Raw genomic sequence first — 12175 nt, 5'->3', positions numbered from 1 at the left:
ACCAAAGTCTAGGCCTTGCCCCTCCGCCGCGCCATGGACAGAATGATCATATGACTTGGACTTTTGCGAAAATCATTGATCGGCGAGCGTTGCACTATGACTGATCCGGTGCCGCGCTTCGCCCTTTATGGCGAGCCCGATCAGGGCGTCGCCGTTGGTTTCCTACACGTGGAACGGGTGATGACCCGCGGCCATCTTCACCAGGGGCAGGTGGAGGCCCACACCCACGACCAGATCGGTCAGATCACCTATTGGGTGAGCGGCGGTGGACGCTATTTCATCGAGGATGACAGCTTGGACTTTTTTGCGCCGGCCATCAGCTTTGTGCCGAGCCGGGTCGTGCACGGTTTCAAGGTGGCGCCGGGCTCCGACGCCATTGTCCTGTCCATCGCCGACGGCGCCCTCTCGGCGGTCGGCGCGCTCACGCCGTTCAGCCTCGCCGCGCCGGTTTTTCTCACCGGACTGGCGGAGGATCCCGCCTGGGCGCGCCTTGCCCGCCTGATGGCGGCGGTGGAGGAGAGCCATGCCCTCGCCGCCGGCGGGGCGCAGGACGTGACCGCCGGCCTTGCGGTGGCGGTGCTGGGCGAGATGCGCCAGCTGGCCGCCGGCGCCGATGCTGCCCGTCCGGTTCCCCCGCTCGCCGCCGCCCTGAGGCAGATGGTGGAGCGGCAGTTCCGGTCCGACTGGGGTGTCCGGCACTATGCCCAGGCGCTCGGCACCACGCCCTATCTTCTCGGCGCCGCCAGCAAGGCCGCCTTCGGCCTCACCGTGAAGGATCTCATCAGCGCCCGCCGGCTGCTGGAAGCCAAGCGCCTTCTCCTCTTCACCATCCGCCCTTTGGAAGACATCGCCGCCGAGGTGGGGCTGCCGGACCCGGCCTATTTCTCCCGCTTCTTCCGCGCCCGCACCGGGGAAGCCCCCACTGTCTGGCGTCGCCGCCACAGGGCGGAGGGGTGAGGCGCGGACGGCGCGCGAGGGGCGGCGGCCTCAAATGCCAGCCAAGGGAAAAGCCACCCGCCCACCGCGTTACCGCGCTAGACGTCGGGCGCCGTTGAGGCACAGGGCGGCACACTGGTCGGCTGAAACCGCGTCGGGGGCTCTCCCTAGGCGCATCGCATGCTCAAAGTGTCATCGATCGGACCAAAATATTACACAAAGTTCATCTTTAACAACAGCGTGATGATTTGTTTCCGAATACATGACGTAACTCGACAGCCAAAGCAGGCGGGTGTAAACGAGCCGCGCTCAAGGCTGAGCTGTTTTCCGAGCGCGGCTTTGGGTGTTCCGCACTTAGGGGGTGTTCAAATGTCCGATCAGATTCAGGTGGCTGGCGAAACCGGAACCGCGGCCAGCATTGCCCTGCTCCAGCGGATTGCGACCGACGCGGCCGAGATGAAACACTTCATTGCGGCGGCACAGAGCCCGCACGCGCTGGCCGCCTACTTGGCGGGCAAAGGCATCGAAGTGTCCCTTCAGGATGCAGAGGCCCTGCGCAAGGTCCTCGCCGCCGAGCTGGTGCGCCAGGATGAGACGGGCGGCGCCACGCGGCTTGAGGATGCCGAATTGGATGCCGTCGCGGGCGGTTTCGGCATGGGCAGCGGAGCGATTCAAAATTCGAGCGCCGAGAAGTGGGGCAAGGCGCTCCTCTCCTTGGCGGGCTTCCTGGTGAGCACCGTTCAGTCCGGCGGTCCTCTCGGAGCGATCCTCACATCGGCCCTGACGGATGACGTCACGAGGATCGCCAAGTCCTGATTTGGTCGGTCCAGGATAGTCCAGGGGCCTCGCGTCTTTTCGAGCGAAGGGCGTTTTCTTCGCGGGAGAAGATGCGCAAGCCAAAATGTTGCGCCGGTGCGGTGAAGCAGTCTCGCCGACAGCGCTTGAGAGGCATAGGTGGCAAATATGTCTAATGAGAGCCATGGATTCGAGGCGTCGCGCCTGGCGGATCTGCAGTCGCTTTTCACCAAGGTCGCGTCCGACCCCATGGAGGTCCAGCGTTTTGCTGGCTCGGTGAACGGCGCCCCGGCGCTGGCCGCCTTCACCGCGGAACGGGGCGTCGTCCTGACCGCGTCCGAGGCCGAGGCGGCTTATGAGGCGCTGGCGAAGATCGCGGCGGCAAAGGCCGGTGCAGCAGGCGCCCCGGGCGTGATCGAGGACGCGGAACTGGCCGGGGTGGTCGGCGGGGTGAATTGGGGATCTGCTCTTCTGACCTTCGTGGAGATTGCCATCCCCGGCGCCGGCAAGGCCCGCATGCTCGGCGAGTTCATCTACAACAAGATCAAGTCGTGACGCCTTTCCGTCATGGTCCCCGACGCCGGGGGCCATGACGGGGAAGATCAGGTGCGCGATCTCCAGGGCGCAGGTCTCGTCCGGCTCCGCAGGGGCCGGTTAGGTGCGAAAATCCTTGGATTGCTTCAGGGGTTCATGGAAACACTGAAGTACTCTAAGTGTTTGAGAGAGAATGCGAGTTCAGATCAGCCGGCAGTGCAGGCTGATCGGTGCCTGCTCTAGGCCCGCAGCCGCTGCGGCCCGCCGCCCAGCGCCGCGTCCTGCGGCGGTGCGTCCTTGTGGGACGCCGCCGGCTTGTGGCCGAGGCCGATATAAGTCTCGGTCACTTTGGGGTCGGCGGCGACCGCCTTGGCGGGGCCTTCCAGCGCCACGGCACCCATTTCCAGCACATATGCATAATCGGCGACGTTCAGCGCGGCGCGGGCGTTCTGTTCCACCAGCAGGACCGACATGCCCCGGTCCCGCAACGCCGCCACCGCGTCCAAAACCTCGCGCACGATGCGCGGGGCAAGGCCAAGGCTCGGCTCGTCCAGCATCAGCAGCTTGGGGCGGGCCATCAGCGCGCGGGCCAGCGCCAGCATCTGCCGCTCGCCGCCCGAAAGCGTGCCGGCCGCCTGGGCGCGCCGTTCTTTCAGGCGGGGGAAGAGGCCATAGAGGGTCTCCAGATCCTGCGCGCGGCTGTCGTCGCGCACATGGCGCCGGCTGTAGCCACCCAGCAGGAGATTGTCGGACACGCTCATCTGGGCGAACAGCTCGCGCCGCTCCGGCACGAGGCAGAGCCCGGCGCAGACCCGCGCCTCCACCCCTTCCGCGCTCACCTCCGTCCCGCCATAGCGGATGGTCCCCCGGCTCGGCAGTAGGCCCATCAAGGCATTGAGAAGGGTGGATTTTCCGGCGCCATTGGGGCCGATGACCGTGACGATCTGGCCGCGGGGAACCTTGAGGTCGATGCCGCACACCGCCTCCACCTTGCCATAGGCGACGGTGAGGCCCTTCACGTCCAAGAGCAGGTCCGGGGCGCTCATGCGGTGCCTCCCAGATAGGCTTCCAGAACCGCAGGGTCCGCCTGCACCTCAACCGGGGCACCCGCCGCGATGGGGCGGCCGAAATCCATCACCACCAGCCGGTCCACCAGGTTCATGACGAAGTCCATGTCGTGCTCGACGATGAGGATGCTCATGCCTTCCGCCCGCAGGCGGTCCAGCAATTGGCCGAGCGCCTGCTTCTCGTGATAGCGCAGGCCCGCCGCCGGCTCGTCGAGCAGCAGCACGAGAGGATCGGAGGCGAGCGCCCGGGCGATCTCCACGATGCGCTGCTGGCCGAGGGCGAGGGACCCCGCCGGCTGGTCGCGATAGTCGGCAAGGCCTACCCGCTCCAGCTGCTTCAGCGCCTCTGCCCGCAAGGCGCCTTCCTCGCGCCGGTCGAGACCGAAGATGGCGGAGAGCACGCCCTTGGAGCTGCGCCAATGGGCGCCGATGGCGACGTTTTCCAGCACGCTCATGTCGCCGCGCAATTGCACATGCTGGAAGGTGCGGGACAGGCCGAGCGCGGCGATGGCGCGGGCGGACAGGCCCGAGGCCGGCTTGCCCATCACCGTCAGCGCGCCCTCGGAGGGGGCGAGCACGCCGGACAAAAGATTGAAGAGCGTGCTCTTGCCCGCTCCGTTGGGCCCGATGACGCCCAAAATCTCGCCCGCCTGGAGGCGGAAGGAGACGCCGTTCACCGCCACCAGGCCGCCGAACCGGCGCACCAGCTTTTCCGCCACCAGCACCGTCTCGCCGCGCGGCGGACGGGGACGGGCGGGAAGGGCAGGGGCATCGGCGGGGATGGCGAGCGGGGGCTTGGCCGGCAGGCGGCGGGTGACGAAGGGCACGAGGCCGGTGCGGGCATTCTGCAGCAGGAGGATGATGAGCAGGCCATAGGCCACGGTCTCCACAGCCCCGGACACGCCGAGGAAGCGGGAGGCCACATCCTGGAGGCCGTCGCGCAGCACCACCATGACGCCGGCGCCCACCACCGCACCCCAGAGCTGGCCGATGCCGCCCACCACCGCCATGAACAGATATTCGATGCCCACATTCAGGCCGAAGGGAGTGGGGTTCACGAACCGCACCAGGTGGGCATAGAGCCAGCCCGACACCGCCGCCAGCAGCGCCGCATGGATGAAGATGGCCACCTTCAGCCGCGTGGTGTCGACGCCGAAGGCTTCCGCCATGGTGGCCCGGCCACGAAGGCAGCGTATGGCCCGGCCCGCCCGCGAGCCCAAGAGATTGTGCACCGAGAGCAGGCCCAGCAACACGAAGGCCCAGATGAGATAGGAGAAGCGCCGGGCATCGTCGAACACGAAGCCGAACAGCGACACCGCCGGCAGGCCGGAAATGCCGTCATGGGCGCCGAGCACCGCGATATTGCCCACCAGGAAGTAGAGCGCCAGGCTCCAGGCGATGGTGCTCAGCGGCAGATAATGGCCGGACAGGCGCAGCGTCACCGCACCGATGGCAAAGGCGCACAGGCCCGCCACCAGGAGGCCCAGCGGCAAGGTGAGCCAGGGGGAAAGGCCGAGCGCGGTGGTGGCATAGGCGGTGGTATAGGCGCCGATGCCCACGAAGGCCGCCTGCCCGAAGGAGGTGAGCCCGCCAATGCCGGTGAGCAGGATCAGGCCGAGGCTGGCAAGGCTGCCGAGGCCCACATAGTTCATCAGCGTCACATAATAGTCCGGCAGCAGCAGCGGGCCGGCGGCGCAGAACAGGAGGAAGGCGCCGAGCAGAGCGTGGCGGGCGGTCATTCCTCTTCCTCCTCCATATGGACGGCGGACAGGCTGCGCCACATCAGGATGGGGATGATGAGCGAGAAGACGAGCACATCCTTGAAGGCCGAGGCCCAGAAGGAGGAGCCGGCTTCCAGGAGCCCCACCATCACGGCACCCAGCGCCGCCAGCGGATAGGAGACGAGCCCGCCCAGGATGGCGGCGACGAAGCCCTTCAGGCCGATGACGAAGCCGGTGTCGTAATAGATGGTCACCAGCGAGCCGATGAGGATGCCCGAGACCGCGCCGATGAGGGCGGCGAGCGTGAAGGCGAGCACGCCGGAGCCGGTCGCGGAAATGCCCACGAGCCGCGCGCCCACCCGGTTGAAGGCGGTGGCGCGCAGGGCCTTGCCCTGGAGCGTGTTGCCGAAGAAGGCGAACAGCGCGCAGATGAGCGCCAGGGTGATGGCGATGGCGAACAAAGACTGGGCCGAAAGCGGAAAGGCGCCCAGGAAGAAGGTGCCGTCCACCAGCGGCGTCACGCGCACCCCTTCCGCCCCGAAGGCGATGAGGCCGAGGCCCGTGAGCACGAAATGCAGCGCCACGGCAACGATGAGCAGCACCAGCACGGAACTCCCCGCCAGCGGCTGGAAGGCGGTGCGGTAAAGAATGGGGCCGAGGGGGACGACAATGGCGAGCGTCAGGGCCACATTGACCAGCTGTCCGCCGCCGAGCGGCGCGGCCAAGGCGGCAAGGCCGCAGGCGGCGAGCGGCACGCCGGCATAAAGCGCGGCGGAGAGAAGCTGGCCGCGATGGCGCGGGCCACGGGCATAGGCCCAAAGGTCCATGCCGGCCGCGATCAGCCCGCCGGCCACGACGATGAAGGCGGTGCCCGGCAGATGGCCGGCCTGGAGGCTCGCCAAGGTGAGCGCGCCATAGCTGACGATTTCGCCCTGGGCCACGAACATGACCCGGGTGACGGAGAAGACCATGACCAGCACGAGGGCCAGCAGCGCATAGATGGCGCCGGTGGTCAGCCCGTCCTGCAGAAGAAGCACGGCGATGACGGAATTCATGAAGGCTCCCGGCGCGAAGGGGAGGAGCTGCCGGCGGCGGTTGCCGCCGGCCTGGATCTCTTGGGATCAGTCGAGGGGCACGTAGACCCACTTGCCGCCGGCGATCTTCACGATCACTTCCGAGCGGATGTCGGTGCCATTGTGGTTGGTGGGGGTCAGGTTGAACACCGCCTCCGCGCCCACCACGTCCTTGGCCGTCTCCATGGCATCCCGCACGGCGGCGCGGAAGGCCTCGTTACCGGGCTTGCCGCCGGCCTTCAGGGCCGCTTCGATGCCATAGCGGGCGACGAGATAGGCATCCCAGGCGGTGGCGCCGAAGAGCGAACGGCTGTTGGCGCCATAGGCCTTCTCGTAGGTGGCGAGATAATCCACGGCCACCTTCTTGATGGGATTGTCGTCGGGCAGCTGCTCGGCCACCAGCACCGGCGGGGTGGCGAGGAAGACGCCGTCCAGCGTCGCGCCGCCCACCCGCAACACGTCCGCATTGGCCATGCCCTGGTTGATATAGATGACGCCCTTATAGCCGAGCTTGCGCAGCTCCAGGATGGGGGTCACGCCCGGCGTGCCCGCCGCGCCGATGATGACCGCGCCGGGATTGGCGGCCAGGATCTTCAAGGCTTGCGCCGTCACCGAGGTGTCGGTCTTGCTGTAGCGCTCGTCGCCCAGCACCGGCACATTGTGGGCGGCGGCCACCTTCTTGTAGGCGCCGATGAAGCTGTCGCCGAAGCTGTCATTGAAGCCGATGAAGGCCACCGACTTGATGCCGGTCTTGGCGATGTGCTGGAACACCCGCTCGCCCTGCATGGTCTCTTCGGGGGCAAGCTTGAAGGACCAGCGCTTGTTGCCCTCCACGGGGCTGGCGATGACGGAGGAGCCGGCAAGGCTGATGCCCGGCGTCTTGGAGCCGCCCAGCACTTCCAGGATGGCCAGCGACGTGGGGGTGATGGACGGGCCGATGATGACGTCCACATTGTGCTCGTCCACCAGCTTGCGGGCGGCGCGCACGGCCGCGCTCGGGTCGCTGGCATCGTCGAGCACGACGTAGCGCACGGTCTCCCCGCCGATCTGCTTCGGCATCAGGTCCACCGTGTTCTTCTCGGGGATGCCGAGCGAAGCGGCCGGCCCGGTGAGCGAGAGCACCGCGCCCACCACCACATCCGCCTGTGCCTGCGAGGCAGCGGCAAGGAACAGGGCGCAACTGGCAATCCGTGCGATGGCTTTCACGTGTCGTCCTCCCATATCGTGGCGCGCTGGCTTCTCGCGACCGGGCCCTCATTTTTCGAGGTGCAGGAAGACCATTAACAAGTTAATTATCTCGACGCAATGGCGTTGTGGGGCACCATGGCACAACCGCGCGCACAAGCAATTGTTGCCGGCGCATAATATGTTTAATACCGGATGCCGGCCGCCCGCAGCCCGGCCTTGTTCTCATCTTGGCGCCCGCCGCTTTGCCCGGCGTGCGCCGCTTTCACGGGCCTTCTAAGGCCGTCTACCCCCGGTTTCACGGAGCCGCCATGACCAGCCGCGCCCGCCCCGAACAGTTGGACCCGGAAGGGGCCGTGCCGGCGACGCGGGTGCGCCTGCGTGACTTTTCCAAGTCGCTGCCCATGTCGCTCTTGCGGGCGCGGGAAGGGGTGATGCGGCACTTCCGGTCCAGCCTGCGCCATTTCGGCATCACCGAGCAGCAATGGCGCATCCTGCGCGCGCTCACGACGGTGGAAAGCCTGGAGATTACGGCCCTGGCGGAGGTCACGTTCCTGCTGCCGCCCAGCCTCTCGCGCATCCTGAAGGATCTGGATGAGCGGGACCTCATCATTCGCCGCAGCTCCGACACCGACATGCGGCGCGGCCTCGTCTCCATCTCGCCCAAGGGCCTCGCCTTGATCGAGCAGGCGGGCATGTATTCGGAAATCATCTATCGCGACATCACCGGCCGCTTCGGGGCCGAGCGCCTCGCCTTGCTCCAGTCGTTGCTGCGGGAGCTGGAGGAGTGCCTGGACGGGCCGGCCATCGGCGATGCCTTGAACATTGCCGAAAGTGTGAACCTGCCCGCCCCCCGCCGCCGCGGCCGTCCGCCCAAGGCGCGCGCGGCCGAAGAGGCGGAAGAGGAATAGACGATGGCGCCTCAGACCTGCGTTTCCGGCACCCGCACGCGCAGACCGTCCATGTCCAGGGTCACGGTCACCTGACAGCCCAGGCGGCTGCCGGCCTCACGGGGGCTGGCGGCGAAGTCCAGCATGTCGCTTTCCCCGGGCTCCATGGGCGGCACGAGGGCGAGGTCCGCCGGGTCCAGATAGACATGGCAGGTGGCGCAGGAGCACGAGCCACCGCATTCGCCGATAATGCCCGGTACGCCGGCAGCAGTGGCGACCTGCATGAGCGACTGGCCAGTGGGGGCGGCGACCGCATGTTCGGCGCCGTCGGCTTCGATGAAGATGATCTGGGGCATAAGAACCGTCCGACGCGTCGCGCGCCTGTTGAGAGGGAAGAGTCCGGCGCGTCACGCGCCTTTTGGGAGGGAAGATCAGGCGGCCGGCGCCACGGCAGCCTTGGACAGAGCCTCTTTGGCATAGGCCTTCAGGTCGAAGCCTTCGCCCACGTCCTGCGGGGAAAGGGGAATGCCGCGCGCCAGCATCTGCCGGGCCGCCATATGGTCGGCGGGGCGGTTGGCGCTCTCGACGCCCAGGAAGCGCCCGTCGCGGAAGCACAGCACCGAGCCGGTGCCGGGCGCCTCGCCCCGCTGCACGATGGCCGTGTCATGGCCCTGGGTGAGGCCGGCGATCTGCAATTTCAGCGGGCCCTGGTCGCTCCAGAACCACGGCACGGCGTCATAGGGGGCCACGGTCTCGCCCATGATGCGCTTGGCCACGAGGCGTGCCTGATCGGTGGCGTTCTGCACCGATTCCACCCGGATGGGCCGGCTGGCGAAGGGGTTGGGATGCACGGCGCAATCGCCGATGGCAGAGATGGCGGGGTCCGATGTGCCGAGCCGGTCATCCACCAGGATGCCGCCTTCCACCGCAAGGCCTGCCGCCTGCGCCAATTCGGCATTGGGCTCGACGCCGATGCCGATGAGGACGAGGTCCGCCGGCAGAAGCGTGCCATCCTGGAGCACCACGCCGCTCACCTGTTCGTCGCCCACGATCTCCCGCACGCCGGCGCCGAACCGAAGCTCAGTCCCGAGGCCGCGCTGCACCTCTTCAACGAGAGCCGACATGGCCGGCGACAAGGCGCGGGAGAGCACCCGGTCCTCCCGTTCCAGGACCGTCACCTCCAGCCCTCGGGCGCGCGCGACGGCGGCGACTTCCAGGCCGATGAAGCCCGCGCCAACCACCACGAGGCGCTGCGCGGCCGGCATCAGGGCCTGGAGTTTCAAGGCTTCATCCGCTGTGCGCAGATAGAGGACGCCGGTCTTCTCCGCGCCCGGCACGGTCAGGCGGCGGTTGCGCGCGCCGGTGGCGAGCACGAGGGCGTCATAGGGCAGGCGTTCGCCGCCTTGAAGCTTCAGCTGCCGGTGCGCGCGGTCGATGGCTTCCACCCGCGCGCCCATGCGCAAGGTGATGCCTTCTTTCTCGTAATAATCCGGCGGCCGGTGCCAGAGCGCGGACGTCTGCGCCCCAGCCGCCAGCGCCGCCTTGGAGAGCGGCGGACGCTGATAGGGCAGATCGGGCTCGTCGCCGATGAGGGTGATGGCACCGGCATAGCGGGCCTGGCGCAAGGCGAGTGCCAGGTTGAAGCCGCCATGCCCGGCGCCGACAATCACCACCGAGGCGGGGAGGGGAGGCGCACCGTCCGTCATGCCCTGGCGGTTCCAGATTTGGCGTCCCAGGCGCAGGGCAGGTTGAGCGGTCCGCGAAACACCCAGCCCCCGAAGCGCGTCGGCTCGGTGGCGCTGAGGCGCAGGCCCTTGAGGGACGCGAACAGCTTCGGCAGGGCCACTTCCCCCACCAAAGCCCGCGCCGCCCAGGCGCCGAGGCAGAAGTGCGGACCGCCGCCAAAGGCGATGTGGGGTTTCTTGGGCCGGTTGATGTCGAAGGCGTCCGCCCGCTCGAACACGCTCTCGTCCCGGTTGCCGGAGGCCAGCACCACGCCGATGCGCGCGCCCTTGGGGATGAGCGCGCCGCCCAGTTCCGTCTCGCAGGTGGTCTGGCGCGGATACATGCCGATGGGCGAGATCCAGCGCACGGTTTCCTCGAACACGGCTTTCCAGAGGGCCGGGTCCGCTTCCACCTGCGCCCGCTGGTCGGGATGGGCGAGCAGGGCATAGGCGGCCGTGCCGATGGCGTCGCGCGGCTCATTGAGGCCGCCGCCGATGATGACCTTCACATTGGCCCCGATCTCGTCCCGGTTCAGCGGGTCGGCCGCGTGCAGCATGCAGGAGATGAGGGAGGAATCGGGCGTCGCGGTCAAGCGGCGGATGGCCGCGTCCACCGCCTCGTCGACACCCGCCGCCGCCGCTTCCGCCCGCCGCCAGATGGCGGGGTCGTCGCCATAATTGCCGGTGCCGTCCATCATGGCCTGCGACCATTCCCGCAAATCCTCCTGCGGGGTGTCGGTCAAGCCCAGCAGCAGGCCGAGCGCGCGTGCGGCACAGGGGGCGGCGAAGCGGTCGAACAGGTCCGCTTCCCCGCTCTCAGGCAAAGCGGAGATGAGATCGTCCACAATGGCATGGAAGGCGGGCATCCAGTGAGTCTTGATGAGGGCCGGCTTCAGCGCCGGCTCGCAGGCCACCCGCTCGCGCTTGTGGGTGGCGCCGTCCTTGCGCAGCATGGTGTGGCCCATGACGCGGATCATCAGCGAATTCTGCTCGGAGGCGGAGAACACCTCCGGATTGCGCTCCAGCGCCACGATGTCCGCATAGCGCGTCACCAGATAGCGATTGGCGGCGGGCACGAAGCAGGGCGGCTCTGCGCGCAGGCGCGCATAGATGGGATAGGGATCGTCCCACAATTGATCGAGGCGCACATGCGCGCCCGCGGACACGGTCCGGTCGTCCATTGGCGTCTCCTCCCGCCGCGTTGCGCGGCTCCGGCCCTTCGGGGCTCCATGGTGGCAGGGTGCCGGACTTTGCCTTGTTTTGCAAAATGGATAATTTGTTTATCAAATCCCGGTTTTTCCGGACAAGCCCCGCAAGGCCCCAGGGAAGAGCCCATGCAGATCCCCCGCTTCTCGCTCCGCCAGCTGGCCTATTTCGTCGCCGTGGCGGAGGCGGGCTCGATCCGCGCGGCCTGCACGCGGCTCAACATTTCCCACGCGGCGCTGAGCGCGGCGGTGGAGGAATTGGAGGCGGTGCTGGGCACGTGCCTCCTCATCCGCCGGCGGGCGCGGGGCATCAGCCTGACACCGGCGGGCACGGACCTGCTGCGCGAGGCCCGCGCCCTGCTGGAGGTGGCCGAGCAACTGCCCGGCCAGGTGATGGCGGGGGAGGCGCGCCTCGCCGGCCGGCTGGGGGTGGGGTGCTACACCACGCTCGCGCCCTTCCTCATTCCCCGCCTGTTCAGCGCCTTCGGCGATCTCCATCCGGGCATCCAGCTGGACCTGACCGAGGGCTCCATCCACGACATCACCGCCCTCTTGCGCACCGGTCGGTGTGAGGTGGCCATCGTCTATGATTTCGGGCTGGGCGAGGAATTCCGGCTCGACCGGCTCTATGCGGTGGCGCCCCATGTGGTGCTCTCCGCCGCCCACCGCCTCGCGGATCGGGAGAGCGTGGACCTGCGGGACCTCATAGACGAGCCGCTCATCGTCTTCGACGTGCCCCAGTCGGGGGCGAACACGCAGGATGTGTTCGCCCAGCTCGGCCTCGTGCCCCGCATCGCCTATCGCTCGACCTCCTTTGAACTGGTGCGGGGACTTGCGGCGCGGGGGCTGGGCTATGCGCTGATGCTGCAAAGGCCGGCGGCGGCGGTCAGCTATGACGGCGCCCCCCTTGTGACCTTGCCGGTGGAGGGCTATGGCCGGCGGGTTCATGTGGCGGTGGCCACCTCCCATGCGGTGCGCCCGACGCTGCGCGCCGAGGCCTTCCGCCGCCATTGCCTGGAGGCCTTCGCGGCAGCCGCTGTGTGAG

General features: G+C 67.9%; 12 protein-coding genes. 5 read left to right on the top strand and 7 right to left on the bottom strand.

From position 1 onward, the window contains the following. Positions 1-96 precede the first annotated feature (96 nt). The 3 genes from ACT54L_RS20660 to ACT54L_RS20650 all read left to right on the top strand — a co-directional run bounded on the left by ACT54L_RS20660 (position 97) and on the right by ACT54L_RS20650 (position 2286). Complete coding sequence (locus ACT54L_RS20660) at positions 97-957, top strand: helix-turn-helix domain-containing protein (RefSeq protein WP_476087523.1); 861 nt, start codon at positions 97-99, stop codon at positions 955-957. 348 nt (positions 958-1305) lie between these two features. Continuing rightward, entirely contained in the window at positions 1306-1752 is a 447-nt protein-coding gene (locus ACT54L_RS20655) for a hypothetical protein (RefSeq protein WP_476087522.1), read from the top strand. A 138-nt stretch (positions 1753-1890) separates the two neighbouring features. Then, positions 1891-2286 carry a hypothetical protein gene (locus ACT54L_RS20650; protein ID WP_476087521.1) on the top strand — a complete coding sequence of 132 codons (396 nt, stop codon included), beginning with the start codon at positions 1891-1893 and terminating at the stop codon, positions 2284-2286. A gap of 218 nt (positions 2287-2504) precedes the next feature. On the opposite strand, the gene ACT54L_RS20645 is transcribed toward ACT54L_RS20650, so the two are convergent. From ACT54L_RS20645 to ACT54L_RS20630, 4 genes are all read right to left on the bottom strand, one after another. Next, positions 2505-3311: an ABC transporter ATP-binding protein gene (locus ACT54L_RS20645; RefSeq protein ID WP_476087520.1), complete on the bottom strand. Its 807-nt coding sequence runs from the start codon at positions 3309-3311 to the stop codon at positions 2505-2507. Then, positions 3308-5071 (bottom strand): branched-chain amino acid ABC transporter ATP-binding protein/permease, encoded by a 1764-nt coding sequence (locus tag ACT54L_RS20640; RefSeq protein ID WP_476087519.1) that lies wholly within the window; start codon positions 5069-5071, stop codon positions 3308-3310. Before ACT54L_RS20640 ends, ACT54L_RS20645 begins: the two co-directional genes overlap by 4 nt. Next, positions 5068-6108, bottom strand: a complete 1041-nt coding sequence (locus tag ACT54L_RS20635; protein ID WP_476087518.1) for a branched-chain amino acid ABC transporter permease — start codon at positions 6106-6108, stop codon at positions 5068-5070. The genes ACT54L_RS20640 and ACT54L_RS20635 overlap by 4 nt, the downstream gene beginning before the upstream one ends. Before the next feature lie 66 nt (positions 6109-6174). Further along, positions 6175-7332 (bottom strand): ABC transporter substrate-binding protein, encoded by a 1158-nt coding sequence (locus ACT54L_RS20630; RefSeq protein WP_476087517.1) that lies wholly within the window; start codon positions 7330-7332, stop codon positions 6175-6177. Positions 7333-7622: 290 nt separating this feature from the next. Here ACT54L_RS20630 and hpaR point away from each other — a divergent pair, with 290 nt between their 5' ends. Beyond that, complete coding sequence (gene hpaR / locus ACT54L_RS20625) at positions 7623-8222, top strand: homoprotocatechuate degradation operon regulator HpaR (protein WP_476087516.1); 600 nt, start codon at positions 7623-7625, stop codon at positions 8220-8222. An 11-nt stretch (positions 8223-8233) separates the two neighbouring features. On the opposite strand, the gene ACT54L_RS20620 is transcribed toward hpaR, so the two are convergent. From ACT54L_RS20620 to ACT54L_RS20610, 3 genes are all read right to left on the bottom strand, one after another. Further along, positions 8234-8557, bottom strand: a complete 324-nt coding sequence (locus tag ACT54L_RS20620; protein ID WP_476087515.1) for a 2Fe-2S iron-sulfur cluster-binding protein — start codon at positions 8555-8557, stop codon at positions 8234-8236. Between the two features lie 75 nt (positions 8558-8632). Further along, complete coding sequence (locus ACT54L_RS20615; RefSeq protein WP_476087514.1) at positions 8633-9907, bottom strand: NAD(P)/FAD-dependent oxidoreductase; 1275 nt, start codon at positions 9905-9907, stop codon at positions 8633-8635. Continuing rightward, positions 9904-11106, bottom strand: coding sequence for a cytochrome P450 (locus ACT54L_RS20610; RefSeq protein WP_476087513.1), 1203 nt, complete (start codon positions 11104-11106; stop codon positions 9904-9906). The genes ACT54L_RS20615 and ACT54L_RS20610 overlap by 4 nt, the downstream gene beginning before the upstream one ends. Positions 11107-11259: 153 nt before the next feature. Here ACT54L_RS20610 and ACT54L_RS20605 point away from each other — a divergent pair, with 153 nt between their 5' ends. After that, complete coding sequence (locus tag ACT54L_RS20605) at positions 11260-12174, top strand: LysR family transcriptional regulator (protein WP_476087512.1); 915 nt, start codon at positions 11260-11262, stop codon at positions 12172-12174. Position 12175 lies beyond the last annotated feature (1 nt).

Source organism: Aquabacter sp. DMC10, from assembly GCF_056314145.1.
Note: the sequence above shows the minus strand (reverse complement) of the source record. Positions and strands in the feature narration are given on the sequence as shown.

Coding starts and splice junctions, on each gene's coding strand:
- ACT54L_RS20610 (WP_476087513.1), bottom strand. CDS start 11,106: ATGGACGACCGGACCGTGTCCGCGGGCGCGCATGTGCGCCTCGATCAA.
- ACT54L_RS20655 (WP_476087522.1), top strand. CDS start 1,306: ATGTCCGATCAGATTCAGGTGGCTGGCGAAACCGGAACCGCGGCCAGC.
- ACT54L_RS20605 (WP_476087512.1), top strand. CDS start 11,260: ATGCAGATCCCCCGCTTCTCGCTCCGCCAGCTGGCCTATTTCGTCGCC.
- ACT54L_RS20645 (WP_476087520.1), bottom strand. CDS start 3,311: ATGAGCGCCCCGGACCTGCTCTTGGACGTGAAGGGCCTCACCGTCGCC.
- ACT54L_RS20640 (WP_476087519.1), bottom strand. CDS start 5,071: ATGACCGCCCGCCACGCTCTGCTCGGCGCCTTCCTCCTGTTCTGCGCC.
- ACT54L_RS20615 (WP_476087514.1), bottom strand. CDS start 9,907: ATGACGGACGGTGCGCCTCCCCTCCCCGCCTCGGTGGTGATTGTCGGC.
- ACT54L_RS20620 (WP_476087515.1), bottom strand. CDS start 8,557: ATGCCCCAGATCATCTTCATCGAAGCCGACGGCGCCGAACATGCGGTC.
- hpaR (WP_476087516.1), top strand. CDS start 7,623: ATGACCAGCCGCGCCCGCCCCGAACAGTTGGACCCGGAAGGGGCCGTG.
- ACT54L_RS20660 (WP_476087523.1), top strand. CDS start 97: ATGACTGATCCGGTGCCGCGCTTCGCCCTTTATGGCGAGCCCGATCAG.
- ACT54L_RS20635 (WP_476087518.1), bottom strand. CDS start 6,108: ATGAATTCCGTCATCGCCGTGCTTCTTCTGCAGGACGGGCTGACCACC.